This is a genomic window from Pseudomonas sp. SHLD1 (assembly GCF_028640935.1).
GTDB lineage: Bacteria > Pseudomonadota > Gammaproteobacteria > Pseudomonadales > Pseudomonadaceae > Chryseomonas > Chryseomonas aestiva.
Genome location: NZ_JAQZAD010000014.1, coordinates 158,980 through 185,307, shown reverse-complemented (window position 1 = coordinate 185,307; position 26,328 = coordinate 158,980). Strand labels below are relative to the sequence as shown.

At 65.0% G+C, this 26,328-nt stretch carries 19 protein-coding genes; 13 read left to right on the top strand and 6 right to left on the bottom strand.

The window, feature by feature from the left end; genetic code table 11:
• Positions 1–392: 392 nt before the first annotated feature.
• Positions 393–827: a pilin gene (locus PVZ77_RS11435; protein ID WP_145006994.1), complete on the bottom strand. Its 435-nt coding sequence runs from the start codon at positions 825–827 to the stop codon at positions 393–395.
• A gap of 213 nt (positions 828–1,040) precedes the next feature.
• Between PVZ77_RS11435 and pilB the strand changes: the two genes are divergently transcribed.
• From pilB to yacG, 5 genes are all read left to right on the top strand, one after another.
• Complete coding sequence (gene pilB, locus PVZ77_RS11430; protein WP_273806528.1) at positions 1,041–2,735, top strand: type IV-A pilus assembly ATPase PilB; 1,695 nt, start codon at positions 1,041–1,043, stop codon at positions 2,733–2,735.
• Between the two features lie 209 nt (positions 2,736–2,944).
• Positions 2,945–4,162 carry a type II secretion system F family protein gene (locus tag PVZ77_RS11425; protein WP_263258818.1) on the top strand — a complete coding sequence of 406 codons (1,218 nt, stop codon included), beginning with the start codon at positions 2,945–2,947 and terminating at the stop codon, positions 4,160–4,162.
• A complete protein-coding gene (locus PVZ77_RS11420) occupies positions 4,162–5,034 on the top strand; it encodes a prepilin peptidase (protein ID WP_273806527.1) in 873 nt (290 codons plus the stop codon). Before PVZ77_RS11425 ends, PVZ77_RS11420 begins: the two co-directional genes overlap by 1 nt.
• Positions 5,031–5,642 (top strand): dephospho-CoA kinase, encoded by a 612-nt coding sequence (coaE, locus tag PVZ77_RS11415; protein WP_273806526.1) that lies wholly within the window; start codon positions 5,031–5,033, stop codon positions 5,640–5,642. Before PVZ77_RS11420 ends, coaE begins: the two co-directional genes overlap by 4 nt.
• Positions 5,639–5,836: a DNA gyrase inhibitor YacG gene (gene yacG / locus PVZ77_RS11410; RefSeq protein WP_273806525.1), complete on the top strand. Its 198-nt coding sequence runs from the start codon at positions 5,639–5,641 to the stop codon at positions 5,834–5,836. Before coaE ends, yacG begins: the two co-directional genes overlap by 4 nt.
• A 13-nt stretch (positions 5,837–5,849) precedes the next feature.
• Here yacG and PVZ77_RS11405 read toward each other — a convergent pair whose 3' ends face one another.
• A complete protein-coding gene (locus PVZ77_RS11405) occupies positions 5,850–6,347 on the bottom strand; it encodes a hypothetical protein (RefSeq protein ID WP_273806524.1) in 498 nt (165 codons plus the stop codon).
• Positions 6,348–6,529: 182 nt separating this feature from the next.
• On the opposite strand from PVZ77_RS11405, the gene recC reads away from it, so the two are divergent.
• The 4 genes from recC (at position 6,530) to rmuC (ending at position 17,351) form a co-directional block, all read left to right on the top strand.
• A complete protein-coding gene (gene recC, locus PVZ77_RS11400; RefSeq protein ID WP_273806523.1) occupies positions 6,530–9,961 on the top strand; it encodes an exodeoxyribonuclease V subunit gamma in 3,432 nt (1,143 codons plus the stop codon).
• Positions 9,958–13,620 (top strand): exodeoxyribonuclease V subunit beta, encoded by a 3,663-nt coding sequence (gene recB, locus PVZ77_RS11395; RefSeq protein WP_273806522.1) that lies wholly within the window; start codon positions 9,958–9,960, stop codon positions 13,618–13,620. The genes recC and recB overlap by 4 nt, the downstream gene beginning before the upstream one ends.
• Positions 13,613–15,694 carry an exodeoxyribonuclease V subunit alpha gene (recD, locus tag PVZ77_RS11390; protein WP_273806521.1) on the top strand — a complete coding sequence of 694 codons (2,082 nt, stop codon included), beginning with the start codon at positions 13,613–13,615 and terminating at the stop codon, positions 15,692–15,694. The genes recB and recD overlap by 8 nt, the downstream gene beginning before the upstream one ends.
• A gap of 73 nt (positions 15,695–15,767) precedes the next feature.
• On the top strand, positions 15,768–17,351 hold the full coding sequence (gene rmuC / locus PVZ77_RS11385) for a DNA recombination protein RmuC (RefSeq protein WP_273806520.1): 1,584 nt from the start codon (positions 15,768–15,770) through the stop codon (positions 17,349–17,351).
• A gap of 59 nt (positions 17,352–17,410) precedes the next feature.
• On the opposite strand, the gene PVZ77_RS11380 is transcribed toward rmuC, so the two are convergent.
• From PVZ77_RS11380 to PVZ77_RS11365, 4 genes are all read right to left on the bottom strand, one after another.
• On the bottom strand, positions 17,411–18,994 hold the full coding sequence (locus PVZ77_RS11380) for a peptide chain release factor 3 (RefSeq protein ID WP_133861275.1): 1,584 nt from the start codon (positions 18,992–18,994) through the stop codon (positions 17,411–17,413).
• 93 nt (positions 18,995–19,087) lie between these two features.
• Positions 19,088–20,263, bottom strand: coding sequence for an acyltransferase family protein (locus tag PVZ77_RS11375; RefSeq protein WP_273806519.1), 1,176 nt, complete (start codon positions 20,261–20,263; stop codon positions 19,088–19,090).
• Between the two features lie 297 nt (positions 20,264–20,560).
• A complete protein-coding gene (locus PVZ77_RS11370) occupies positions 20,561–21,610 on the bottom strand; it encodes a glycoside hydrolase family 5 protein (protein ID WP_273806518.1) in 1,050 nt (349 codons plus the stop codon).
• Between the two features lie 299 nt (positions 21,611–21,909).
• Positions 21,910–22,101 carry a hypothetical protein gene (locus PVZ77_RS11365; protein WP_158891359.1) on the bottom strand — a complete coding sequence of 64 codons (192 nt, stop codon included), beginning with the start codon at positions 22,099–22,101 and terminating at the stop codon, positions 21,910–21,912.
• A 721-nt stretch (positions 22,102–22,822) separates the two neighbouring features.
• Here PVZ77_RS11365 and PVZ77_RS11360 point away from each other — a divergent pair.
• The 4 genes from PVZ77_RS11360 to PVZ77_RS11345 are packed head-to-tail and all read left to right on the top strand — an operon-like array spanning position 22,823 to position 26,273.
• Positions 22,823–23,533: an ABC transporter permease gene (locus tag PVZ77_RS11360; RefSeq protein ID WP_273806517.1), complete on the top strand. Its 711-nt coding sequence runs from the start codon at positions 22,823–22,825 to the stop codon at positions 23,531–23,533.
• Positions 23,534–23,542: 9 nt separating this feature from the next.
• Entirely contained in the window at positions 23,543–24,445 is a 903-nt protein-coding gene (locus PVZ77_RS11355; RefSeq protein WP_273806516.1) for a glycine betaine ABC transporter substrate-binding protein, read from the top strand.
• 3 nt (positions 24,446–24,448) lie between these two features.
• Positions 24,449–25,108, top strand: a complete 660-nt coding sequence (locus PVZ77_RS11350; protein ID WP_133861270.1) for an ABC transporter permease — start codon at positions 24,449–24,451, stop codon at positions 25,106–25,108.
• A 10-nt stretch (positions 25,109–25,118) separates the two neighbouring features.
• The gene (locus tag PVZ77_RS11345) at positions 25,119–26,273 is read left to right on the top strand and encodes an ABC transporter ATP-binding protein (RefSeq protein WP_273806515.1); all 1,155 of its coding nucleotides are present in this window, start codon (positions 25,119–25,121) and stop codon (positions 26,271–26,273) included.
• The last annotated feature ends 55 nt before the right edge of the window (positions 26,274–26,328 follow it).

Sequence of the window (26,328 nt, the reverse complement as noted above, 5' to 3'; positions counted from 1 at the left end):
AGGATTGTCCCAGCTATTAATCCCCATATTATCGGTTCTTTAGATTCACTTTGGATAGTCGCCGAAAGGAGGGTCGCCGCAAAGATAACTAATACGGACGAATAAGAGTATTCATTTATCTTTGGGTTTAATAATATGGCAAGTAATAGATAAAATAATAATAAAGGTGTTGTGGAGATGTAAATCTTGCCATGCTTGTATGTCGAATACGATACTAGTCCGACGGAGAGCGTAAATGCTAATATTTGACTTGTAAAGTCGCCATCGGGGTACAAATGTATGGGGTTTATGAAGGGTATCGAAGCGATCCCGAAAGATAAAAGAGCTGATAGGCTGTATTTTTTCATCGAAATATTAAAAAAGGCCTTTCGGCCTTTTTTAATCTCTATTGATTAGCCGCGGCATTCGGAGGGGACGTATTTCGCCTTTGTAGCATCGCTCACTGCGCAAACCCACGTAATTGCACCCGGCGGAACAGTTCCAGAGCTCAAAGCTGCGCCACTAGATTTAGGCGTCAAGGTCAAGGTGACGTTTCCTGCTCGAGAGGTAGTAACAATACTAATAATGCCTGTATCACTTGCAACAGAAACAGAGCTGACGTTAGTAGTTGCGGGCGGAGCCGACCAGCCCTGTGCCAAACTAGAAGCGCCATTTGCAGCATTCTCAGCTACTGCAAGCCTAGCGGGCGAAGCCAGGCTAAGGCCTTCAGAAACCCTAGCGCGAACTGTGTAGTCTTGGTAGGCAGGAATTGCCACCGCCGCCAAAATACCAATGATCGCTACCACGATCATCAGCTCGATCAAAGTAAAGCCTTTCTGAGCGTTCATTCAAAATCTCCGGGTTGGTTCAGGCCAACATGCCTATCAGTACCAAAGCATAGGCCGTGCCAAAGAAAAATGCCTACTCCAGCACGCTTTCTCTGTCGATGGCGTCAACAAAGGGGCAGGTCATGACAAAAAATGTCAGTGGTCTGGCGCCATTTTACGGGCGGGGCAGGGGGGTGCTATAAGGCCAGCTAACGCAGGCTTGAGTAATCAACGATGAACGAGACGGTGATGCTGTCGGGACTGGCGCGGCAATTGGTGGATGCACAGTTGCTGGCGGAGGCGGCCGCCCAGCAGGCGGTGGTCAAGGCCAAGCAGGCCAAGGTGCCGCTGGTGACCTATCTCGTACAGCAGCGGCTTGTGCAGAGTCGTCCCCTAGCCGAGTTGGCAGCGCAGGAGTTTGGCGTCCCCTTTCTCGATCTGGCGGCTATCGACAAAGAGCAGTTGCCCAAAGACATCGTCAACGAGAAGCTGATGCAACAGCATCACTTCCTACCGTTGAGCAAAAGGGGTAACAAGCTTTTCATCGCGCTCTCTGACCCGACCAATCAGCAGGCCATCAACGATGTGTCCTTTGGCAGCAAGCTGGCGGTAGAGGTAGTACTGGTCGAAGATGACAAGCTCCATCAGGCCATCGAACGGTACCTCGATACGGGAACCGGTGGACTTGAGTTGTCCGATCTTGATCTTGATTTGGAAGCTGAAGGAGGAGAGCGGGCACAAGAAGCCGTTGCGGGTACCGACGCTGACGATGCGCCCGTGGTGAAGTTCGTCAACAAGATGCTGCTCGATGCCATTAAGAAGGGCTCGTCTGACCTGCATTTCGAGCCCTATGAAAAGATGTACCGGGTGCGCTTCCGCACTGACGGTGTCCTGCACGAGGCGGCGCGGCCGCCGGTGCAGCTGGTGTCGCGGATCTCGGCGCGGCTCAAGGTGATGTCCAATATGGACATCTCTGAACGCCGTAAGCCCCAGGATGGCCGGGTCAAGCTCAAGGTCTCCAAGACCAAGTCCATCGACTTCCGGGTCAATACCTTGCCCACCCTCTGGGGCGAGAAGATCGTGATGCGGATCCTGGATTCCTCCAGCGCCCAGATGGGGATTGATGCCCTGGGCTATGAGGATGTGCAGAAGGAACTCTACCTGCAGGCACTCAAGCAGCCGCAGGGAATGATCCTGGTGACCGGGCCTACTGGTTCCGGCAAGACGGTATCCCTCTACACCGGCCTCAATATCCTCAATACCGAAGACATCAATATTTCCACTGCGGAAGACCCGGTCGAAATCAACCTGGAAGGCATCAACCAGGTCAACGTCAATCCGCGTCAGGGACTCGACTTCTCTCAGGCGCTACGGGCCTTCCTGCGTCAGGATCCCGACGTGATCATGGTCGGCGAGATTCGAGATCTGGAAACGGCGGAGATCGCCATCAAGGCAGCCCAGACCGGTCACATGGTGATGTCGACCCTGCACACCAACAGCGCGGCGGAAACCTTGACGCGCCTCCGGAACATGGGCGTGCCCGCCTTCAACCTGGCGACCTCGGTTAACCTCATTATCGCCCAGCGCCTGGCGCGCAAGCTGTGCAGCAAGTGCAAGAGAATCCACGAGGTGCCGCGTGAGGCGTTGCTGGCCGAAGGCTTCCGCGAGGAAGAGATCGGCAGTTTCACCCTTTACCAGCCTACTGGCTGCGAGGACTGCAATGCGGGCTATCGCGGGCGAGTGGGGATTTACGAGGTGGTGAAGGTTACGCCAGCGCTGCAGCAGATGATCATGGAGGAGGGCAACTCCATCGAGATCGCGGCGCGGATGCGCAAAGAGGGCTTCAATGATCTGCGGCGGTCGGGGCTGGTGAAGGCGATGCAGGGGATTACCAGTCTGGAAGAGATCAATCGGGTGACCAAGGACTAGCGGACGCCCTCACCCTAGCCCTCTCCCGGAGGGAGAGGGGACTGGAACGGAGCGTCGGGTTATGGCCGTCCATAAGGTTTTGCATCTCAAAGCAACTAGTGCATTGGTGTGTGGCGCGATGCTTGCCTCTAAAGCCGCAACCCGCTCTGCACAGAGCATTCTTTTGACGGGTCCGCCATGGCGGGCCGAGCCTTTGACGAGTCGAGGCCATGGCCGATAAAGCTATAAAGTTGGGTAGCTTCACCTGGGAGGGGACCGATCGCAAAGGGACCAAGGTGAAGGGCGAGATGACCGGCCTGAATCCTGCGCTGATCAAGGCGCAGTTGCGCAAGCAGGGTATCAACCCGACCCGGGTGCGCAAGAAGTCGATGTCGCTGTTCGGCAAGGGCAAGAAGATCAAGCCCATGGATATCGCCCTGTTTACCCGACAGCTGGCGACCATGATGAGCGCAGGCGTGCCTCTGTTGCAGGCCTTCGACATCATCGGCGAGGGCTTCGACAATCCCAACATGCGCAAGATGGTCGACGACATCAAGCAGGATGTCGCCGCGGGTAATAGCCTGGCCAATTCTCTCCGTAAACAGCCGCAGTATTTCGACGATCTCTATTGCAACCTGGTGGACGCGGGTGAGCAATCCGGTGCCCTGGAGACCCTGCTGGATCGAGTGGCCACCTACAAGGAAAAGACCGAGGCGCTGAAAAAGAAGATCAAGAAGGCCATGACCTACCCGGCGGCAGTAGTGGTAGTCGCGGTTATCGTGTCGGCCATTCTGTTGATCAAGGTAGTGCCTCAGTTCCAGTCAGTGTTCGAAGGCTTCGGTGCTCAATTGCCAGCATTCACCCTGATGGTTATCGCCATTTCCGAGGTCCTGCAGGAGTGGTGGTTGCTGGTGCTGGGCGGGATCTTCGTACTGGCTTTCGTCTTGCGGCACTTCTACAAGAAATCGGAAAAATTCCGTGACGCTACCGACCGTGGACTGCTGAAGATCCCATTGATTGGTTCCATTCTCTACAAGTCGGCCATTGCCCGTTATGCCCGTACTCTCGCCACCACGTTTGCGGCCGGTGTGCCGTTGGTAGACGCTCTGGACTCGGTCGCCGGTGCGACCGGCAACGTGGTGTTCCGCAATGCGGTGGAAAAGATCAAGGGCGATGTCTCCACCGGTATGCAGCTCAACTTTTCCATGCGTACCACGGGTGTGTTTTCCTCCATGGCCATCCAGATGACGGCTATCGGTGAGGAGTCGGGCTCGCTGGACGAGATGTTGTCCAAGGTCGCGACCTTCTATGAAGACGAGGTCGACAACATGGTCGACAACCTCACCACCCTGATGGAGCCGATGATCATGGCGGTTCTGGGGGTCTTGGTGGGTGGCCTGATCATCGCCATGTACCTGCCCATCTTCCAGCTCGGCTCGGTGGTCTGATGGCGGCGCTGGAATTCCTGGCTGGCGCGCCGCTGGCTGCGGCGCTGTGCGCGCTGGTCCTGGGGTTACTGGTAGGCAGCTTTCTCAATGTGGTGGTCTATCGCTTGCCGGTGATGCTGAAGCGCGACTGGCAGGCGGAGGCACGCGAGGTGTTGGAGTTGCCGGCTGAGCCGGTCGGAGTGCCTTTCAATCTGGCGCGACCCGCTTCGCGCTGTCCCCATTGCCAACGCGCCGTGCGGCCCTGGGAAAACGTTCCGGTGCTGAGCTATCTGCTCCTGCGCGGGCGTTGCAAGGGGTGCCAGGCCACTATCAGCCTGCGTTATCCGCTGGTGGAGCTGGCTTGTGGACTGCTGTCGGCCTGGGTCATCTGGCACCTGGGCGTGACCTGGCAGGGTGGGGCCTTTCTACTACTGACCTGGGGGCTGTTGGCGGCCAGTCTGATCGATGCCGATCACCAACTGTTGCCTGACGTGATCGTCCTGCCGTTGCTGTGGCTGGGGCTGATTGCCAATCAGTTCGGGCTGTTCACTAATCTCGGTGATGCCGTCTGGGGCGCGGTGGCGGGTTATCTGAGTCTGTGGCTGGTGTTCCAGCTGTTCCGCCTGGTGACCGGCAAGGAAGGCATGGGCTATGGCGACTTCAAGTTGCTGGCGCTGCTCGGTGCCTGGGGTGGTTGGCAGATCCTGCCATTGACCATCCTGCTGTCGTCGCTGGTAGGCGCCATCCTGGGTGTCATCACCCTGCGTCTGCGGCGGGCGGAAAGCAGTACGCCCTTGCCCTTCGGTCCCTATCTGGCCGTGGCGGGGTGGATTGCCTTGCTCTGGGGTGATCAAATAACCGGCCTGTACCTGAACTTCGCCGGATTCCGATGACTTCTGCCTGGACCCTCGGCCTGACCGGGGGCATCGGCAGTGGCAAGAGCGCCGCTGCCGAGCATTTCGCCCGCCTGGGCATCACCTGTGTCGACGCCGATCAGGCCGCCCGTTGGGTGGTGGAGCCGGGTCGGCCGGCGCTGGCCGAAATCGCCGGGCATTTTTCGCCGGCGGTCTTGCAGCCGGATGGCAGTCTGGACCGGGCGGCGCTGCGGGCGGCGATCTTTGCCGATCCGGCCGAGCGGCGCTGGCTCGAAGCCCTGCTGCATCCCCTCATTCGCCAGGAAATCCTGGCGGCCTTGGCTCGGGCCGAATCGCCCTATGCCATCCTGGTGTCGCCGCTGCTGTTCGAATCCGGGCAGCGGGCACTGGTCCGCCGCGGATTGGTGATAGACGCGCCGGAAGCACTGCAGCTTGAGCGGGCCATGCGCCGTGACGGGGTGGACGAGGCTCAGGTGCGGGCCATACTGGGGGCGCAGCTGCCGCGTGCCGAGCGGCTGGCCAAGGCCGATGACGTCATCTGCAACGACCGCGATCTCGCCATGCTCCACGCCGAGGTGGAGCGCTTGCATTCCTTTTATCTGACCCTTGACGGAGGCCAAGCATGAGCACTCTTACCGTGGACTGCCCCACCTGTGGCGCACCCGTGGAGTGGAGCGAGAAGAGCGCCAACCGGCCCTTCTGTTCCGACCGCTGCAAACTGATCGACCTGGGTGCCTGGGCAGCGGAAGAGCACGCCATCCCGGGTAATGACCTGGAAGACGATCTCTATTCGGAAGACCTCAATCGGCGCGGCCACTAGGGCCGCCTTTCCCCTATAGGCGCTGCGCCCAGGCCTGGGCGGTCGCCTGCGCGGCCTGGCGCAGCTTGGCCGCCAGCTCGGGTTTCTCGTATTCCAGCGGACTGGACGCCGTGACCGTATGGATACGGTCGCGCTTGATGAAGAACACCTGGGTGCCCAGCAGCGGCTTGCTGCAGGCGCTGGCGCCTTCGCCCAGGCCATCGATGGTCTTGCATTCCAGTTGCTCGCTGAGCGATTGCACCTGCCGCCGCAGTTTGGGCAGCGCCCGACCGCCATTCTCGTAGCCCGCCGACAGGCCCAGCAGGTAGTTGGCCGGTTGCCCGGTGTCGCGATCGGTGAAGGCGCAGCCGCCGGCAATTTGCCGGGCATAGGCCAGCGGCAGGCCGGAGGTCTGCTGCAGCAGGGGCAGTGGCAACTGGGCCTGCAGGCTGGCGCAATCGACGGGCTCGCCGTTGTCGGCATGGGCGAGGGCAGCGCCCAGCAGCAGGGAAAGGGCAACGAGGAAACGCATGAAAACATCCTGTCGATGGCCGACGGCCGATAGACCCTGAGTCTACCGGCTGGAACCCCGTCGCAGGCGGGGAGACGAGGGCGGCTGTGCGCTGCGTCATGCGTCGGTCAACACATTGCGGGCTGGTGTCCGGCGCGGGTGATCCTTACCCTGGCCGCAGACAGCGAACAGCGAGGCGTAGGATGTCCGAGGCGCTCACTCCCGGATTCATGGTGGTACACGGCAATCGGCTCGAAGAGCTGCGCGGCCTGGCGGTCGGCTGGATGCGGCGCTATCCCCTGGCGCCACTGGAAAACGAACAGGTGCTGGTGCAGAGCAATGGCATCGCCCAGTGGCTCAAGCTGGCGCTGGCGGAGGATCCGCGCGGGGACGACGAGGGCGGCTGCGGGGTGGCCGCGGCGCTGGAAGTGCAACTGCCGGCGGCCTTTCTCTGGCGGACCTATCGGCAGGTGCTGGGCCGTGACCAGGTACCGCCATCCTCGCCGCTGGATCGCGCGCCCCTGACCTGGCGACTGATGCGGCTCTTGCCGACGCTGCTCCTGCAACCGGACTTCGCTGCGCTGCGGCGCTTTCTCGACGATGACAGCGATCTGCGCAAGCGCTATCAGCTGGCCGAGCGGCTGGCCGATCTCTATGACGGCTACCAGGTCTATCGCGCCGACTGGCTCAACGACTGGGCGGCGGGACGCGATCTGCTGGCCAGCCTGCGTGATGGCCGGCGCGCCCTGCCGGAGAGTTGCCGCTGGCAGGCGCAGCTGTGGCGGGCGCTGCTGGACGACGTGGGCGACGGTGGCCTGGCCCGCAGTCGCGCCGGGGTGCACCGGCGCTTTCTGGAGGTCATGCAGGCGGCGACCGAGCCGCCAGCCGGTCTGCCGCGGCGGGTAGTGATCTTTGGGCTGTCGGCGATTCCGGCGCAGACGCTGGAAGCCCTGGCCGCGCTGGCGCGCTTCAGCCAGGTGCTGCTCTGCGTGCACAATCCCTGTCGCCATCACTGGTCCGACATCGTCGCCGACCAGGATCTACTGCGGCAGAACTACCGGCGCCAGCAGCGCAAGCCGGGCATGCCGCAGACCCTGGATGCCGAGGCGCTGCACCAGCACGGCCAGCCGCTGCTGGCGAGCTGGGGCAAGCAGGGCCGCGACTACATCCACCTGCTGGACGAATTCGACGAGCCCGATGGCTATCGGCGCCTGTTCGAGGACCTCAATGGCGGGCGCATCGACCTCTTCGCCGACACCGAACCCCAGCACCTGCTCGGCCAGTTGCAGGATGACATTCTCGAATTGCGCCCGCTGAGCGAGACCCGTGAACATTGGCCAACAGTGGATCCGGCGCGGGACAGGTCCATGCGCTTCCATGTGGCCCACAGTCCGCAGCGCGAAGTGGAGATCCTCCATGACCAGTTGCTGGCGCGCTTCAGCAGCGACAGCAGCCTCAGGCCGCGCGACGTCATCGTCATGGTGCCGGACATCGATGCCTATGCGCCGCACATCCGCGCGGTATTCGGTCAGCTGGAGCGCCAGGATCCGCGCTTCATCCCCTTCAGCCTGGCCGATCAGCACCAGCGCGGTTTCCAGCCGCTGCTGATCGCCCTGGAGCATCTGCTGCAGCTGCCCGACAGTCGCTTCGCCCTGAGCGAGATCCTCGACCTGCTGGATGTGCCGGCGCTGCGCACCCGCTTCGGACTGCGCGAGGGCGATCTGCCGACCCTGCACCTCTGGCTGGAAGGCGCGGGCGTGCGCTGGGGGCTGGATGCCGAGCAGCGCAGTCGCCTCGATCTGCCCGAGGGGCTGACGCAAAACACCTGGCGCTTCGGCCTGAGGCGCATGCTGCTGGGCTATGCCGTGGGCAGCGGCGCCGCCCTGGGCGATATCGAGCCCTTCGATGAGGTGGGTGGCCTGGATGCGGCCCTGGTCGGGCCGCTGGTGGATCTGCTCGATGCGCTGGACGCGGCCCAGGCGGCGCTGGCCCAGCCAGCCCGGCCGGCGGAGTGGGGTGCCCGCCTGCAGGCGCTGCTAGCGCTGTTCTTCAGCGCCCAGGACGAGCACGACGAATACCTGCTGGAGCAGCTGGAAAACCTCCGTGAGCGCTGGCTGGAGTTGTGCGAGGACGTCGCCCTGGATGAAGAGCTGCCGCTCACCGTGGTCCGCGAGGCCTGGCTGGCCGGACTGGATTCCGGGGGACTGGCGCAGCGCTTTCTCGCCGGGGCGGTCAATTTCTGCACCCTGATGCCCATGCGCGCCATTCCCTTCCGCGTGGTCTGTCTGCTGGGCATGCACGATGGCGCCTATCCGCGCATCCAGTCGCCGCTGGATTTCGATCTCATGGCCCAGGACTATCGTCCCGGTGACCGCTCGCGGCGCGAGGATGATCGCTATCTGCTGCTGGAGGCGCTGCTCTCGGCGCGCGATCAGTTCTATGTCAGTTGGGTGGGGCGCAGCATCCGCGACAATAGCGAGCGCCCGCCATCGGTGCTGGTCGCCCAGTTGCGTGACCATCTCCAGGCCGGTTGGCGGCTGGCGGGGCATGAAGCAGAGCCGGAGCGCCTGCTGGCCGCCCTGACCCAGAAGCATCCGCTGCAGCCCTTCAGCGCCCGTTACTTCCGCGGCGAGCGCGGCTATTTCAGCTTTGCCGCCGAATGGCTGGGCGTGCATGACCGCACCACCCGCGCCGAGGATGCCCTGTTGCCGCCACTGGTGCCCGAAGAACCCCTGGGTCTCGATGACCTGGCGCGCTTTCTGCGCGGACCGGTGGACCTGTTCTTCGCCAATCGCCTCAAGGTGCACTTCGCGGCGCCCGATGCGCCGGCGGAAGACGAAGAGCCCTTCGGCCTGGACGCCCTGACCCGCTACCAGTTGGGCGAAGACCTGCTGACGGCGGCTCTGGCCGTGCCGGCCGAGGCGGAGCCGGCGCTGATGGCCGCCGCCGAGCGCCTGCGCGGCAGCGGTCGTTTGCCGCTGGCGGGCTTTGGTGAACGGGCCGGGCGGGCCTTGCGCGAGCCTCTGCCCGCCGTGGTCGCCCAGGTCGAGGCGCTGGCGCTGCGCTGGCCCGAACCCCTGGAAGAGGCCGTGACCCTGGATCTCGAACACAAAGAGCTGCAACTGGTGGCCAACCTCGAACGCCTGCGCCGTGGCCCTGCGGGCCTGCTGGCCCTGACCGCCCAGGCCAATGGCCTGGGCAATACCCGCACTCGCAAGTGGCATCGGCTGCTGCGGCCCTGGGTGCAGCACCTGGTCGCCGCGGCCGGTGGTCTGCAATTGACCACGGCGGTGGTGGCGACCGATCTGACCCTACTGCTGGCGCCGCTGGACGCCGAGCTGGCTCGACGTCAGCTGAACGAACTGCTCGATGCCTGGGCCCTGGGGCAGCGCCGTCCTCTACCCGTCGCGCCACGCACCGCCTTTGCCTGGCTGGCCAATGATCCGGACAAGGCCCTGGCCGCCGCCGAGCAGGCCTATCAGGGCGAGGCGGCGACCCATCCGGCGCTGCGCCGGCAGTATCCGGACTTCGCCGCCTTGCTGGCCGACGAGGAATTCGATGGCTGGTGCCAGACCCTCTATGCGCCGGTGCACGCCGCCGGCTGGCAGGTGGTTGGCGGGGAGGGACAGGCATGAGTCAGCGTCCGCTCGCCCTGCGCTTTCCGCTGCAGGGCAATCAGCTCATCGAGGCCAGTGCCGGCACCGGCAAGACCTTCACCATCTCCGCGCTCTATGTGCGTCTGGTGCTCGGCCATGGCTCGCCCGAGACCGCCTTTGGCCGCGAACTGCTGCCGCCGCAGATCCTGGTGGTGACCTTTACCGAGGCCGCCACCCAGGAACTGCGCGATCGCATTCGCCATCGCCTGGCCGAGGCGGCGCGCTTCTTTCGCGACGAGATCGCGGCGCCCGATGCGCTGCTCGCCGAATTGCGCGAGGACTTTCCCGCCGAGGCCTGGGCCGATTGCGCCCGGCGCCTGGACATCGCCGCCCAGTGGATGGACGAGGCGGCCGTCTCCACCATTCACAGCTGGTGCCAGCGCATGCTCCGAGAGCACGCCTTCGACAGTGGCAGCCTCTTCGTGCAGAACCTGGAGCAGGACCAGAGCGAGTTGCTCGCCCAGGTGGTGCGCGACTACTGGCGACGCTTCTGCTATCCGCTGGAAGGCGAGGCGCTGGACTGGGTGATCGAGAATTGGGGCGAACCCCGCGCCTTGGCTGCACGCCTGCGCCCCCTGTTGAGCGAGGCCCTGGGCGCGCCCCAGGGCGAACCCGCCGCCTTGCTGGCCACCGCCCTGGCCGAACGCCGAGAGCGGTTGGCACGACTCAAGGCGCCCTGGGCCAAATGGGCCGAAGAGTTGCGTGAACTCTGCCAGGCCGGCTGCGACGCCAAGGTGGTCGACGGCCGCAAGTTGCAGAAGAGGTTCTTCGGGCCCTGGTGCGACAAGCTGGTCGCCTGGGCGGACAACCCCGCCAGCGAGGACCTCGATATCGGCACCGGCTTTACCCGATTGACCGAGGAGGGCTTCGCCGAGGCCTGGACCAAGGCCAGTCCGCCGGATCATCCGGCCCTGGCGGCCATGGCGCGCCTGCCCGGGCAACTGGCCGAGCTGCCCAGCCCCGAGGTGCCGCTGCTGGAGCACGCGGCGGCCTGGGTGCAGCAGAAATTCGAGTGCGAGAAGCTGCGCCGCGCCGAGCTGGGTTTCGACGACATCCTTACCCGTCTGGATCGGGCGCTGCAGGCCGATGGCGCCGGGGCGCGGTTGGCGGCGCTGATCCGCGAGCAGTTCCCGGTGGCGCTGATCGACGAATTCCAGGACACCGACCCGGTGCAGTACCGCATCTTCAACAGCGTCTATGGTGCGGGGGAGGGCACCGGGCTGTTCCTGATCGGTGATCCCAAGCAGGCCATCTATGCCTTCCGTGGCGCGGACATCCACACCTATCTGCAGGCGCGTCGTGCCAATGCCGGCCACCTGCATTCGCTGGACACCAACTTCCGTTCCACCGCCGCCATGGTCGCGGCGGTCAACCAGGTATTCCGGCATGGCGAGATGACGACACCGCGCGCAGCCTTCCTGTTCCGCCAGGGTGAGGACAATCCGGTGCTCTTCGAGCCGGTCCGCGCCCAGGGCCGGCGCGAAGCCCTGGAAATCGACGGCCTACCGGGTGCGGCCCTGACCTTCTGGCAGCTGGCCGGCGACGAGCCCCTGGCCGGCACCGCCTATCGCGCCAGCTTGGCCGAGAGCACCGCCAGCGAGATCGTGCGGCTGCTGAGCCTGGCCGCCGAGGGCAGGGCCGGCTTTCGCCGTGAAGACGGCGAACTGGTGCCCCTGCGGCCCGCCGATATCGCCATCCTGGTGCGCGCCGGCAGCGAGGCCCAGGCGGTGCGCCAGGCGCTGGTGCGGCGCGGGGTGCGCAGCGTCTATCTGTCGGACAAGGACTCGGTATTCTCCGCCCAGGAGGCCCGCTGCCTGCTGGACTGGCTCAAGGCCTGTGCCGAGCCCGATGTGGATCGCCGGCTGCGCGCGGCGCTGGGCAGTCTGACCCTCGACCTGCCGCTGGCCGAACTGGATGCCCTCAACCACGACGAGCAGGCCTGGGAGTCGCGGGTGCTGCAATTCCGTGGCTATCGCCAGCTCTGGCGTGGCCAGGGCGTACTGCCCATGCTGCGCCGCCTGCTGCAGGACTTCCGGCTGCCACAGCGGCTGATGGCCCGCGCCGATGGCGAGCGGGTGCTGACCAATCTGCTGCACCTCGCCGAACTCTTGCAGCGCGCCGCTGGCGAGCTGGACGGCGAACAGGCGCTGATTCGCCACCTGGCCGAGCAGCTGGCCGCCCAGGGCGCCGCCGAGGAGCAGATCCTGCGCCTGGAAAGCGACGCCGAGCTGGTCAAGGTGGTGACGGTGCACAAGTCCAAGGGCCTAGAATACCCGCTGGTGTTCCTGCCCTTCGCCTGCGCCTATCGTGCCGAGGAAGGCACCACCCTGCCGCTGCGCTATCACGATGACCAGGGCCGGGTACGCCGGACCTACAAGCCCTCCGCCGAGGAACTGGCCCGCGCCGATGACGAACGTCTGGCCGAGGACCTGCGCCTGCTCTATGTCGCCCTGACCCGGGCCCGTCATGCCTGCTGGGTGGGGGTGGCCGATCTCAAGCGTGGGCGCAGCAAGGAATCCGGCTTCGCCCGCAGCGCCCTGGGCTACCTGGCCACCGGCGGCGAGCCCCTGGCGAGTTCGGCGGCCCTGGGCACCGCCCTCGGTACTCTGATCGACGCGCAACCCGATACCCTCGTCCTGCCGCTGCCTGAAGCCGATCCGGCCCGACTGCCCGAGTCCCGTGAAGCCCCGGTAACCCTCAAGGCGCTGACGGCGCGGCGGGCGGCCCGCGAGGACTGGTGGATCGCCTCCTACAGCGCCCTGCGCATCGGCACGCGGCTGGGTGAGGCGCGGGAGGAGGGCCCGTTCAACCTGGAGCTGGACCTGGATACCCCGGCGGCCCAGAAACTGTTCGACGACGATCGCCTCGCTCCGGACGAGGCGCGTCAGCCGGCAGCCGGCGAAGACCTGCACCGCTTTCCCCGCGGGCCCGGTCCGGGCACCTTCCTGCACAGCCTGCTGGAGTGGGTCGGCGAGGAAGGCTTCACCGCCATCCAGGCCGCGCCCGAGCGGCTGGACGACGTGATCGCCCGGCGTTGCCAGCGGCGTGGCTGGAATCACTGGATTCCCATCCTGCAGGGCTGGCTGCGCCAGTTGCTGGCACTGCCGCTGCCCTTGCCGGGAGGCAGCCAGCCCCTGGGCGAACTGGCGCGCTACCAGGTGGAAATGGAATTCTGGTTCGCCACCCATGGCGTCGATCTGGAGCGGCTGGATGACCTGGTGCGTCGTGGCACCCTTGGCGGCCAGGCACGGCCGATGCTGGAGCCGGGCCAGCTCAACGGCCTGTTCAAGGGCTTCATCGACCTGGTCTTCGAGCACGAGGGCCGCTATTTCGTGGTGGACTACAAGTCCAACTGGCTGGGCGCCGAGGCCGGGGCCTATACCCGCGCGGCCATGGAAGCCGCCGTCCTGGCCAAGCGCTACGACCTGCAGTACGTGCTCTACAGCCTGGCCGTGCACCGGCTGCTCAAGGCGCGGCTGCCCGACTACCGCTACGAGCGCCATTTCGGCGGCGCCGTCTACCTCTTCCTGCGCGGCTGCGATCCGGCGGGCCACGGCGTCTTCGTCGAGCGACCCGCCCAGGCCCTGATCGAGACCCTGGATCTGCTGTTCAGTGGTGCGGAGAATGCCCATGTCTGATTTCAGCCCCGCCACCGAACGGCTGCTGCGCCTGGCATCCCTGGCCCAGGAACGCCCCCTCGCCCCGCTCGAACAGCGTGACGACCTCTTTCGCCTGCTGGAGCTCTGGGTGCAGCGCGGCTGGCTCCGTCAGGTGGACCGGGCCTTCACCAGCTTTCTCGGCGAACTCGAACCCCAGGGCGACTCGGCGGTGCTGCTGGCCGCGGCCTTGGCCAGCCATCAACTCGGCCATGGCCATGTCTGCCTGGATCTCGCCGCCACCCTGCGCAATCCCGACGCCGCCCTGTCGCTACCACCCGAGGGCGACGAGGCGCGCGCTTCGCTCCTGCCGTCGCAGTTGCTGCATGGCCAGACCCTTGACGCCTGGCAGCGGGCATTGCTGGCCAGCGCCCTGGTCGATGGCGACGGCAGCTGTCCGGAGCGACCGCTGGTGCTGGGCGGCGAGCGCCTCTACCTGCGGCGCTACTGGAATTATGAACGCGCAGTGGCCGCCAGCCTGCGGCAGCGCCTGGCCACTCCCGAGCCGCTGCCGGCGGATCTTGCCGAGCGCCTCGACCGGCTGTTTCCGCCGGACCCCGACGCGGGGGGCGAACCCGACTGGCAGAAACTGGCCTGCGCCCTGGCGGTGCGCGGCGCCTTCAGCATCGTCACCGGCGGCCCTGGCACCGGCAAGACCACCACCGTGGTGCGGCTGCTGGCGCTGCTCCAGGCGCCCGCCGCGGCGGCCGGTCGCCCCTTACGTATCCGCCTGGCCGCGCCCACCGGCAAGGCAGCCGCGCGGCTCACCGAATCCATCGGCGGCCAGGTCAGTCGCCTGCCGGTGGATGATGAGCTGCGCCGGCACATCCCCACCGGGGTGACCACGGTGCACCGGCTGCTGGGCAGTCGCCCCAACACCCGGCACTTCCGCCACCACCGCGGGCAGCCCTTGCCGCTGGACGTGCTGGTGGTGGACGAAGCCTCGATGATCGACCTGGAAATGATGGCCAGCCTGCTGGCGGCCTTGCCGCCCAGGGCACGCCTGGTCCTGCTCGGTGACAAGGATCAGCTGGCCTCGGTGGAGGCGGGCGCGGTGCTCGGCGATCTCTGCCGGGATGCAGAAGCCGGACGCTACAGCCCGGCCACCCGCGCCTGGCTGGAAGCCGTGAGTGGCCAGTCGCTGGCCCAGACGCCGCTGACGGTCGGCGATGACCAGGGTGACGCCCTGGCGCAGCAGGTGGTGATGCTCAGGCGCTCGCGGCGCTTCGGTGCCGGCAGCGGCATCGGCCAGCTGGCCCGTCGGGTCAATGCCCAGGACGGCCCGGGCGCGCAGCAGGTGCTGGTCGACGGCGGCTACGCCGATCTTCATCGCGTGCTGCTCAAGGGCCCGGAGGATCGTGCCCTGGAACGCCTGGTGCTGGAAGGGCGCGGGCGCGCCCGCGGCTATCGTCATTATCTGCAGGTCCTGCAGGAGACCCGGCCCCAGCTCGACACCGTGCTGGAGGACCCGGCCTGGACGCGCTGGGCCGGCCAGGTGCTGGCCGCTTTCGACGACTTCCAGCTGCTCTGCGCCGTGCGCAAGGGGCCCTGGGGCGTGGAAGGCCTCAACCTGCGCATCGCCAGCGCCCTGCTGGCGGCGGGTCTGCTCGCGGGCGAGCATGGCTGGTACGAGGGCCGCCCGGTGCTGGTGACGCGCAACGACTACAGCCTGGGGCTGATGAACGGCGACATCGGCATCACCCTCTGCCTGCCGGACGCCAACCAGCCGGGGCGCAAGGTCCTGCGGGTCGCCTTTCCCCGCGGCGATGGCAGCGGTGGCCTGAGATTCGTCCTGCCCAGTCGGCTGGCGGCGGTGGAGACGGTGTTCGCCATGACCGTGCACAAGTCCCAGGGCTCGGAATTCGCCCACACGGCGCTCCTGCTGCCCGAGCAGCTCAGTCCGGTGCTGACCAAGGAGCTGGTCTATACCGGCATCACCCGGGCGCGCGATGATTTCACCCTGATCGAGGCCCGTGGCGGCATCTTCGCCGAGGCCGTGGCCCGCCGGGTCCGCCGCGTCAGCGGGCTGGACCTGGATTTGCGAAACACTGTGTAAATGTACAGATAAATGCTGGACGCTCCCCTTGCGCCTGCCTAAGGTGAGGGGAGCCGTCCGCGATGAGAGCGCCATGACTTCCCTGCCTTTCGTTTCCCTTGTGCTTCCCCTGTTGCTGCTGGCCGGCTGGGCGGGTTCGGCCGTCTGGCTGACCGGACGCCAACGCTATCTGCAACAGCAACTCGACAGCGCCGCCGAGCGCTACGACATGCTGCGCGACGACCTGCAACGGGCCGAGCTGGCCAATGGTCGCCAGGTGGTGGAACTGGGCGCCGAGCGCGAACGCACCGCCACCCTGCAGCGCCAGCTGGAGGTCAATCGCGAGCTGGAGGCCGAGTTGCGCCAGCAGACCCGCCAGGCCCAGTTGCAGGCCGCCGAACAGCACGCCCTGGCCGAGGCCACCCGCGCCCAGCTGCAGGGCAGCCAGGAACAGCTCGCCGAATTGCGCGAGCGCCAGCACCGCGAGCAGCAGCTGCACGCCGAGGTGCAGGAACGCCATGCGCGCCTGGCCGAAGAACACGCGACGCTCAGGACCACCCTGGAGCAGAAGGAGGAGCACTTCCAGGCGCAGCAGCTACTACTGCGCGAGAGTCGCGAGCAGCTCAAGCTGGAATTCGAGCAACTGGCCGGGCGCATCTTCGACGCCAAGGGCCAGGCTTTCGCCCAGCACAGCCAGCAATCGCTGGATGCCCTGTTGCGGCCGTTCCGCGAGCAGATCGAAGGCTTTCGCGCCAAGGTCGAGGACATCCACCACAAGGATGTCCAGCAGCAGGCGGCGCTCGGCCAGCAACTGCTCGACCTCAAGGAGCTCAACCGCCAGATCACCCAGGAGGCCCACGACCTGGCCACCGCCCTGCGCGGCCAGAAGAAGGCGCAGGGCAACTGGGGCGAACTCATCCTGGAAAACGTGCTGGAGCGCTCCGGTCTGCGCGAGGGCCGCGACTTCGTCCGCGAGCGCAGCTTCACCACCGAGACCGGCCGCCGCCGGCCGGACGTGCTGGTCCATCTGCCGCAGAAGAAGCATCTGGTGGTGGACGCCAAGGTGTCGCTCAACGCCTATACCCGCTACGTCAACAGCGAGGACGAGGGCGAGCGGCGCCTGGCCCTGGGCGAGCACGTGCGCGCCGTGGGCGAGCGCATCCGCGAGCTGGCCGATCGCGAATACTTCAGCCTGCCGGGGCTCAATTCGCCGGAGATGGTCTTTCTGTTCATTCCCATCGAATCGGCCTTCGTCGAGGCGCTCAAGGCCGACGAAAGCCTGTTCCAGCGCGCCATCGAGCAGAACGTGCTGGTGGCGACGCCCACCACTCTGCTGACCAGCCTCAACATCGTCCGCCAGCTGTGGCGCTTCGAGGACCAGAATCGCCATACCGCCGAACTGGCCGAGCGCGCCGGCAAGGTCTACGACAAGCTGCGCACCTTTCTCGGCAGCATGGACGGCATCGGCAAGAGTCTGGACAAGGCCGGCGAGGCCTATCGCAAGGCCTGCGGCCAGCTGGTGGGCGGCCCGGGCAACCTGGTCAAGCAGGTGGCGGACTTCAAGGAACTGGGCGTGGCGGTACGCACCGAGCTGGACGGCCAGTGGACCGAGCGGGCGGAGCTGGAGCTGACGATGGTCGAGCTGGAGGCTGCGGCCGAATCTTCCGACCAGAGCTGATTTGGGGAAGAGGCCGGTACCCCTGACCGGCGCCAGGTGCACCGGTCAGGCAGTAGGGCTTAGTGGTGCTCGCGGGTGGCGCGGAATTTGATCTCCGGCCAGCGCTCTTCCATCAGCGCCAGGTTGACCCGGGTCGGCGCCAGGTAGGTGAGGTGACCACCGCCATCCACCGCCAGGTTCTCGAAGGCCTTGTTCTTGAAATCCTCGAGCTTCTTCTTGTCGTCGCACTCGATCCAGCGCGCCGACCAGACGTTGATGGCCTCGTAGGCGCACTCCACCTTGTATTCCTCCTTCAGGCGACTGGCGACCACGTCGAACTGCAGCACGCCCACGGCGCCGAGCACGATGTCGTTGTTGCGCTCGGGGAAGAACACCTGGGTGGCGCCTTCCTCGGCCAGTTCCTGCAGGCCCTGGCGCAGCTGCTTGGATTTCAGCGGATCCTTCAGGCGCACGCGGCGGAACAGTTCCGGGGCGAAGTGCGGGATACCGGTGAAGCCCAGCAGCTCGCCTTCGGTGAAGGTGTCGCCGATCTGGATGGTGCCGTGGTTGTGCAGGCCGATGATGTCGCCGGCGAACGCCTCTTCCAGGTGCTCGCGCTCGCTGGAGAAGAAGGTCAGGGCATCGGCGATCTTGAGGTCCTTCTTGATCCGCACGTGGCGCAGTTTCATGCCCTTCTCGTACCTGCCCGAGCAGATGCGCATGAAGGCGATGCGGTCGCGGTGCTTGGGATCCATGTTCGCCTGGATCTTGAACACGAAGCCAGAGAACTTCTCTTCCACCGGCTCCACCACCCGCTCGTGGGCGGCGCGCGACAACGGGCGCGGCGCCCAGTCCACCACGGCGTCGAGCACCTGGTCGACGCCGAAGTTGCCCAGGGCGGTACCAAAGAACACCGGGGTCATCTCGCCGCGCAGGAAGGCCTCGCCATCGAATTCATGGCAGGCGCCCTGCACCAGCTCCAGCTCCTCGACGAAACGCTCGTAGAGATCGCCCAGGTGGGCGCGGGCTTCATCGGAGTCCAGCTTGTCGATGGTCTTGGTGGCGATGCGCTCGTGACCATGGCCGGGGGTGTAGACGTAGATGCGGTCGTCCGAGAGGTGATAGACGCCCTTGAAGTCGCGATAGCTGCCGATCGGCCAGGTGATGGGCGCGGCCTTGATCTTGAGCACCGCCTCGATCTCGTCGAGCAGCTCGATGGGATCGCGGATGTCGCGGTCGAGCTTGTTGATGAAGCTGACGATGGGGGTGTCGCGCAGGCGGCAGACGTCCATCAGGGCGATGGTGCGGGGTTCGACGCCCTTGCCGCCGTCGAGCACCATCAGCGCCGAATCCACCGCGGTCAGGGTGCGGTAGGTGTCTTCGGAGAAGTCTTCGTGGCCGGGGGTGTCGAGCAGGTTGATCATGTGCTCGCGGTAGGGGAACTGCATCACCGAGGTGGTGATGGAGATGCCGCGCTGCTTTTCCATCTCCATCCAGTCGGAGGTCGCATGGCGATCGGATTTACGCGATTTCACCGTACCCGCGACGGCGATGGCCTGGCCCATCAGCAGCAGCTTTTCGGTGATGGTGGTCTTGCCCGCGTCGGGGTGGGAAATGATGGCGAAGGTACGGCGCTTGGCGACTTCGGCGGCCTGGGTGGTCATGGATGAACCTGGGCGGGAAGAAAAAAGAGGGGGCGGAGTATAGCAGAGGGCAGCCCCACCGGCTTGAGGTCGGTGGGGCTGCCAGGGCGCGGCTCAGCGCTGCGGCTGGATGTTGCCGTCGCAGCAGGGCGGGTTGCGTTTGCGGCGGACCAGCCGCTTGCCCAGCGCCATGCCCGGGATCTCGATGTACCTGTGGGTCAGGCAGGCGAAGGCGAAGACCACCGCCAGCTCCACCAGCACTACCAGGTTGTCCAGCACGACGCTGCCCGTGGCGATGTAGCGGATCATGAAGGGCAGCGGCGCATCATGGGAGGGCGCCACTACCGTGAGGTCCTGGTGCAGCAGCTTGCCCAGCACGATGAAGGCACTCTTGAACACGAAGATCACTGCGGCGTGGCACAGGTAGATCGAATAGGACAGCACGCCCAGGCGTACGAAGAACCCCTGGTGCAGCACGCTGGAGACCAGGCCGCGCTCGAAGGCGAAGGTAAGGACGGTGACGCAGAACACCAGGGTCGCCAGCACGCCCTTCTTGGGCACCGGCAGATCGGAGGTCATCACCGCGGCACCGGCGATCAGGCAGGCCAGTTCCAGCAGGGTGCCGCCGAACTGCCCCTGGTTGTGCTGCTTGATCCAGACGTAGAGGCGATAGGTGCAGGCGCCGGCGAAAAAGCACGACAGGCCGCGAAAGATCTCGGTCTTCAGCGGCAGGAAGGGAAACAGCAGTTGCACGAAGGCCAGCAGGGCGATCGCCAGGAACCACTGGCGTTGATGACCCTGGCCCTTGAGCACCAGCAGACCGAAGACCAGATAGAGGTAGAACTCGATGCTGATGCTCCAGGACGGGTAGTTGAACGACCCGGTGATGGCCTGGCCCAGCCAGGATTGCAGCAGCAGCAGATTGGGCAGGAATTGCTCGGGCGCGGTGGCGCCGCTGAAAGCCGGATCGTTGAAGCCGACTCCCAGTTTTTCCGCCAGCAGGCGACCGCATTCCAGCAGTACATAGAGCCCGAGCATGGCCAGGTGCAGCGGCAGGATCCGTGCCGAGCGACTGATGGCGAAATCGCGATAGTCGTCCAGGGTACGCAGCCGGTTTTCGTAGGTGTGCATGAGCACGAAGCCGCTGAGCACGAAGAAGAATTCGACGAACAGGTAGGCGTTGGCGATCAACGGATTTTCCGAGGCGGCCTGAGCGACATAGGTATGGAACAGGACGACGGCGACGGCGAGCAGACCGCGAAAGCTATCCAAAGCGACAAATCTTTCCATGGGGTATCCCTGAGGGTGCGGCAAGAAAGGCGAACGGATGCAGCGCTACCGTTGGGGGGAAAGAGCGGAGGGGTAGTGCGGAAAAGCGATAGCTGACATGGCATCCTTTCTCTTTTGCGTCGCAAGCGTCTTAATAGTCGCACTATTACTTGCTGTTACATTTTGATCGCCAAAAGCCAGCAAGTTCGTGCAAGGCCGTCCATGGCCAGGCGTTTTGTGATTGCAGTCACCGATTTCCGGACAAGTTGTCGCATAACTGCAAGAAGGCGCCGCCTGGTTCACCCGGCGGCGCTTCGCTCAGCGCGGGCCCAGCGCCTGGCAGTCGGCGGGCTTCACGTACTTCTGCAGCACGCTCCACTGCGGCCGGGGTTTGCCCTTGACCGGCTCGATCGCCAGGGGGTAGTCGCCCCAGTTGGGACCGGCCGCCCAATACATGGCCGGAATGCATTCCTGACGCAGCCGTGCCAGCAATCTGTCCATGGCTGCCAGCCAGCGCGGATCGTTGTCCGGTACGCCGAACTCGCCGATGTGGCCGCGCTTGCCGTGCTGCTTGAGCCAGGTGATGAAAGGCTCGACCCGGCGGATGCCGACATCCGGGTCGAAATCGGTCATGTCCTTCCTGAGGTATTTGCCGCCACCGTCATTGTCGAAATAGACGTGCGCCGAATAGATCAGGTTGTCGGCCGGGTCCTTGAGGCCGAGCAGCTTGGCGTTGTAGCGCGGCCAGAGATAGCTGCTGGACCAGCCGTTGCCTTCGATCAGGATCGGTCGCGCCCGATCGACGTCACGTACGGCGTCGATGCCATGCTGCGCCGCCACCGGCCACTGCTCAACCGCATCGTGGGGCTCGTTCATGATGTCGTAGGCGGCCAGGGCCGGGTGCTCGTGCCAGCGCTGGGCGATTCGCCGCAGGACATCGGCATAGGCCGGATAGGGCACCGCCGCGCTGCCGATGATCTGGCCGCGGTATCTCATGTAATTGTGCAGATCCAGGATCACGCGCATGCGATAGCGCTTGGCGTTGTCCAGGGTCTGGTCGATCAGCTTGGCGTAGGCGGGGTCCAGGGGCAGCCCCAGACGCGGCTGCAGGCGCTCCCAGATGACCGGGAAGCGGATCACCCGGATACCCTTGGCCGCCCAGCGCCGGTAATGACCGGCGTCGGGAAAGAAATAGTTGGTGCCCGGTTTGCCCGGCAGTACGTGAGGGGCGAAGCCGGCGCCGGAGAAATTCAGGCCGACCAGATCGGTGGGAAAGTCCCGCGGAGCGGCCTGGGTGACCGGTGCGGCTGCCAGGCAGCCGAGCAGGGCGAACAGGGTGGTGATAGCGGATTTCAGGCGGAGCGTCATCGGCAAGGTCCCGGACAGTGACGGAAGACGTTGGGTGATCGGGCGCAGGGGTCCGATTCGCCATCAGGCCTGAAGAGACGCCGGGAAGTTGCAATGCAACGCTCAGAAGGTGCGCCAGACGACGTTAATGCCAGGCGAAAGCAGCCGAAATGCGAGCTGGGTAAGGCTGCGGGCAGCGCAAGACCGGACGTTGGGGCGTCTGGCGAGGGGCGGGATGAAAGACGCTGGAGCGGGTAATGAGCTGCCTGTGACTGCTTTCCACCGGTTGATGGCGCAGGCAGATCATTCGAAAGCGGTGTTTAGCGACGCAGGCAGATTCCAGCCCACTGCTCGGCTTCGCGGCGGGCCGAAGCCTCGTCATCGAAGTCGGCGATCAGGCCGCCATGAGCATAGACCACGACCCAATTTTCCACCTTGGGTTGCAGCAGCATTACCGGGGCAGAGGATAGAACAGCAGAGTCCAACGATGCACAAGCCGTCATGTCATTCATAACGTTCCCTTTGAAGTTAGCTCAATGAATAGTCTGTTTTTATAGCGGTACCAGGAATGGCGCTTGGTGCTATCACTGGGCCACCTATTGACCTTGGTATGGCTGAATGTTCCCTCAAAGCGTCAGCCACTCGTCGGCATGATAAAGAGGTGCCAAAACCTCGTCACCGCACTGGCGCACAGAAAGATGTTTCAGTGATGACCGTACGTCAGCCAGCCTGTGTGCCGCTCCACGAAACCGAGGCGGCTCGGCAGGTTATCTGCGACAGGGTTCGCACTGGTGTTGCAGAGTAGCCAACAGTAAATGTATTAAATTTATCGTCACATATTTGTCGGCCGCTCTAGCCCGCGCCTCTCGCCTCCGGTGGGAGATGAGCGCCTCTCGCCCGGGCCTTTCACCCTGTCAAGCCATGCAGCTTTCGCGATCGGATTGGCATTGAGCGAGTCTATTGGGTTAGCCTGAAAAGGAGCTGACGAACTATCGACTGCGATGGGCGTCAATCTCTTCGGTCGAGGCAAGGCGCCATGTCGTTCCCCAGGGAGCGACACCCAAGGGCTAGGCAGATCCGAGATCCGCAGTGCCCCGTTGGTCCAGCCGGCATACCCGCCATGCCCTGCTGTGTCTCGACCCTGAACCCGGACAGCCGTCCTGCGCCCCGCTCCTGTCGCGAGGTCCGCACTCGGAAGGCATGCGGCCTGTCCGCCCGTTGAAGGAGCCTGACATGGCGAAGTTCAAGACCCTCCTGCTCGGCACGGCCGTGGGAGTGGTGATCCTGGCACTGCTGGTGCACTGGATCGGCAGGGATACCCTCGCTACCTATCGCGCGGATCTGCTGTTCTATCTCCAGGCCCATCTCTACCTGGTGGCCGTTTCCATGGTACTGGCGCTGCTGGTGGGACTCCCCGCCGGGGTGCTGCTCAGTCGACCGCGATTCGCCCGCAGCGCCGAGCGCTTCATGCAGGTGTTCAACATCGGCAATACCGTCCCGCCGCTGGCGGTGCTGGCCATTGCCCTGGGCATCGTCGGCATTGGCGACGGACCGGCGATCCTGGCGCTGTTCCTCGCCTCGCTGCTGCCCATCGTGCGCAACACCTACGAGGGACTGAAGAACGTGCCCGCCTCGCTCAAGGAAGCGGCCACCGGCATCGGCATGACGCCCACCCAGGTGCTGACCAAGGTCGAGCTGCCCAATGCCGTGCCCATCATCATCGGCGGGGTCCGGGTCGCCCTGGCGATCAATGTCGGCACCACGCCGCTGGTATTTCTCATCGGCGCCAACAGCCTGGGCAGCCTGATCTTTCCCGCCATCGCCTTGGAGAACCAGTCGCAGCTGCTGCTGGGCGCCGCCGCCACCGCACTGCTGGCGCTGCTGCTGGATGGCCTGGTGCTGGTCGCCAGTCGCCTCTGGCTGGAACGCGGCCTGGCCCGCTAAGGAGACGAGATGAAGAAGTTGCTTATCGCCCTGGGCGCCGCCTGGTTCGGACTGACGCTGGCCAGTGGTGCCCAGGCCGATCCGATCCGCATCGGTGCCAAGGTCTTCACCGAGCAGGCCATCCTCGCCGAACTCACCGGGCAGTATCTGTCCAGGCACGGCTACCAGCCGGAGATCGTCGGCGGCCTGGGCAGCACCATCGCCTGGAACGGCGTGAAGAACGCCCAGCTCGACCTCACCTGGGAATACACCGGCACCTCACTGGTGGCCTACAACCATGTCACCGAACGACTGGACAAGGACGCCTCCTACCAGCGGGTCAAGCAGCTGGATGCCAAGGTCGGTCTGGCCTGGCTGGCGCCCACCCGCTTCAACAACACCTATGCCCTGGCGCTGCCGGAGAAGGTCGCCCGGCAGCATCCCGAACTCGACAGCATCAGTGACCTGGCCGGGCTGCTCAAGGCCGAGGCGGGCAAGCGGCACCTCACCGCGCTGGACATCGAGTTCGCCAATCGCTCCGACGGCCTCGCCGGCCTGGTCAAGGCCTATGGCCTGAGCTACACCCGCGATGATATCCGCCAGATGGACCCGGGCCTGGTCTACACCGCCCTGCGCAACGGCCAGGTCTTCACCGGTCTGGTCTACACCACCGACGGCCGCCTGGACGCCTTCAAGCTCAAGGTGCTGGACGACGACAAGGGCTACTTCCCCGACTACACCGCCGCACCAGTGGTGAACGCCCGGTACCTGGAAAGGCATCCGGATCTCGCCACGTTGCTCAAGCCGCTGGCGGAAAGCCTGGACCAGGCCACCATGCGCCAGCTCAACGCCAAGGTGGACATCGAGCGACAGACACCGGCCCAGGTAGCGCGCGACTTCCTTGCCCGGCATCCCCTAGACGGAGGGCAATGACCCATGGATTTCGTCACCTCCTTCAATCACATCGACTGGTTGCAGGTCCTCGAACTGACGCGCCAGCACATCACTCTGGTAGGCGTCGCCGTGACCCTGGCGATTCTGGTGGGTGTGCCCCTGGGCATCCTCATGACCCGCTACCCTGCGCTGGCCGGACCGCTGCAGGCGCTGGCCACGGTGGTCATGACGCTGCCTTCGATCGCCCTGTTCGGTCTCCTGCTGCCCTTCTACTCCAAGTTCGGCCAGGGCCTCGGTCCGCTGCCGGCGATCACCGCGGTATTCCTCTATTCGCTGCTGCCGATCCTGAGAAACACCTACCTGGCGCTGACCAGCGTCGAACCGGGCATTCGCGAAGCAGGCGCCGGCATCGGCATGACCTTCTGGCAGCGCCTGCGCATGGTCGAGCTGCCCATCGCCCTGCCGGTGATCCTGGCCGGGGTGCGCACCGCCGTGGTCATGAACATCGGCGTCATGACCATCGCCGCCACCATCGGCGCCGGCGGCCTGGGCGTGCTCATCCTCACCGCCATCAGTCGCAGCGACATGGCCACCCTCATCGTTGGCGCCGTGCTGGTCAGCCTGCTGGCCATCGTCGCCGACCTCGTCCTGCAGTGGCTGCAACGCCGCCTCACTCCGCGCGGCCTGCGCAGCGCCTCTTAAGGAGACCCAGATGATCGAACTCGACCGCCTGACCAAGACCTTCAAGCAGCACGGCAAGGACGTGACCGCGGTGGACGCCGTGAGCCTCACCGTGGAGGAGGGCCAGATCTGCGTCTTCCTCGGCCCCTCCGGCTGCGGCAAGACCACCACCCTGAAGATGATCAACCGCCTGATCGAACCCACCTCGGGACGGGTACTGATCAATGGCGAGGACACCACCGGCATCGACGAGGTGACCCTCAGAAGGCATATCGGCTACGTGATCCAGCAGATCGGTCTGTTTCCCAACATGACCATCGAGGAAAACATCACCGTGGTGCCCAAGCTGCTGGGTTGGGACAAGAAGCGATGCCGCGAGCGTGCCACCGAGCTGATGAGCATGGTGCAACTCGAGCCCAAGCAGTACCTGTCGCGCTATCCGCGCGAACTGTCTGGTGGCCAGCAGCAGCGCATCGGGGTGATTCGCGCCCTGGCGGCCGAGGCGCCGCTGCTGCTGATGGACGAACCCTTCGGTGCGGTGGACCCGATCAACCGCGACGCCATCCAGAACGAGTTCTTCCAGATGCAGCGGGCGCTGAACAAGACGGTGATCATGGTCAGCCATGACATCGACGAAGCCATCCGCCTGGGCGACAAGATCGCCGTGTTCCGTGGCGGCCGCCTGGTGCAGTTCGATCATCCGGACACCCTGCTGGCCCATCCCAGGGACGACTTCGTCAGCAACTTCGTCGGCCAGGACAGCACCCTCAAGCGCCTCTTGCTGATCCGTGCCGAGGACGCGGCCGACAATGCACCGTCGATCCAGGCCGAAACCCTGATCGGCGACGCCGTGGAGTTGATGGAAGAGCACGACCGCCGCCATGTGGTGGTGACGGATGCCGCCAACAAGGGCCTGGGCTACGTGCGTCGGCGTGACCTGCGCGGCCAGAGCGGACCGGTGGCGCCTTTCGTGACCCCGTTCAAGGCCACCGCGGCCTTCGACGAGCACCTGCGCATCCTGCTGTCACGCATGTACCAGTTCAACAGCTCCTGGCTGCCGGTACTCAGCGCCGACAACGACTTCCTGGGTGAGGTCACCCAGGAATCCATCGCCGACTATCTCAGCAGCGGTCGGTCGCGTGGCAAGACCACCATCGTCTCGCCGGCGGAGCAGGTGGCGGGGTAGGGCAGGGGAAGCCTGTCGGCGCAGCGTCCGTTCAAAGGCTCGCGAGCTAGAGCCA

Bases quoted from the DNA above. Each gene is read 5' to 3' on its own strand.
- PVZ77_RS11360 (WP_273806517.1), top strand. From the start codon at position 22,823: ATGGCGAAGTTCAAGACCCTCCTGCTCGGCACGGCCGTGGGAGTGGTG.
- PVZ77_RS11370 (WP_273806518.1), bottom strand. From the start codon at position 21,610: ATGACGCTCCGCCTGAAATCCGCTATCACCACCCTGTTCGCCCTGCTC.
- rmuC (WP_273806520.1), top strand. From the start codon at position 15,768: ATGACTTCCCTGCCTTTCGTTTCCCTTGTGCTTCCCCTGTTGCTGCTG.
- PVZ77_RS11375 (WP_273806519.1), bottom strand. From the start codon at position 20,263: ATGGAAAGATTTGTCGCTTTGGATAGCTTTCGCGGTCTGCTCGCCGTC.
- yacG (WP_273806525.1), top strand. From the start codon at position 5,639: ATGAGCACTCTTACCGTGGACTGCCCCACCTGTGGCGCACCCGTGGAG.
- PVZ77_RS11425 (WP_263258818.1), top strand. From the start codon at position 2,945: ATGGCCGATAAAGCTATAAAGTTGGGTAGCTTCACCTGGGAGGGGACC.
- recC (WP_273806523.1), top strand. From the start codon at position 6,530: ATGTCCGAGGCGCTCACTCCCGGATTCATGGTGGTACACGGCAATCGG.
- recD (WP_273806521.1), top strand. From the start codon at position 13,613: ATGTCTGATTTCAGCCCCGCCACCGAACGGCTGCTGCGCCTGGCATCC.
- PVZ77_RS11380 (WP_133861275.1), bottom strand. From the start codon at position 18,994: ATGACCACCCAGGCCGCCGAAGTCGCCAAGCGCCGTACCTTCGCCATC.
- PVZ77_RS11350 (WP_133861270.1), top strand. From the start codon at position 24,449: ATGGATTTCGTCACCTCCTTCAATCACATCGACTGGTTGCAGGTCCTC.
- coaE (WP_273806526.1), top strand. From the start codon at position 5,031: ATGACTTCTGCCTGGACCCTCGGCCTGACCGGGGGCATCGGCAGTGGC.
- PVZ77_RS11420 (WP_273806527.1), top strand. From the start codon at position 4,162: ATGGCGGCGCTGGAATTCCTGGCTGGCGCGCCGCTGGCTGCGGCGCTG.
- PVZ77_RS11405 (WP_273806524.1), bottom strand. From the start codon at position 6,347: ATGCGTTTCCTCGTTGCCCTTTCCCTGCTGCTGGGCGCTGCCCTCGCC.
- pilB (WP_273806528.1), top strand. From the start codon at position 1,041: ATGAACGAGACGGTGATGCTGTCGGGACTGGCGCGGCAATTGGTGGAT.
- PVZ77_RS11365 (WP_158891359.1), bottom strand. From the start codon at position 22,101: ATGAATGACATGACGGCTTGTGCATCGTTGGACTCTGCTGTTCTATCC.
- recB (WP_273806522.1), top strand. From the start codon at position 9,958: ATGAGTCAGCGTCCGCTCGCCCTGCGCTTTCCGCTGCAGGGCAATCAG.
- PVZ77_RS11435 (WP_145006994.1), bottom strand. From the start codon at position 827: ATGAACGCTCAGAAAGGCTTTACTTTGATCGAGCTGATGATCGTGGTA.
- PVZ77_RS11355 (WP_273806516.1), top strand. From the start codon at position 23,543: ATGAAGAAGTTGCTTATCGCCCTGGGCGCCGCCTGGTTCGGACTGACG.
- PVZ77_RS11345 (WP_273806515.1), top strand. From the start codon at position 25,119: ATGATCGAACTCGACCGCCTGACCAAGACCTTCAAGCAGCACGGCAAG.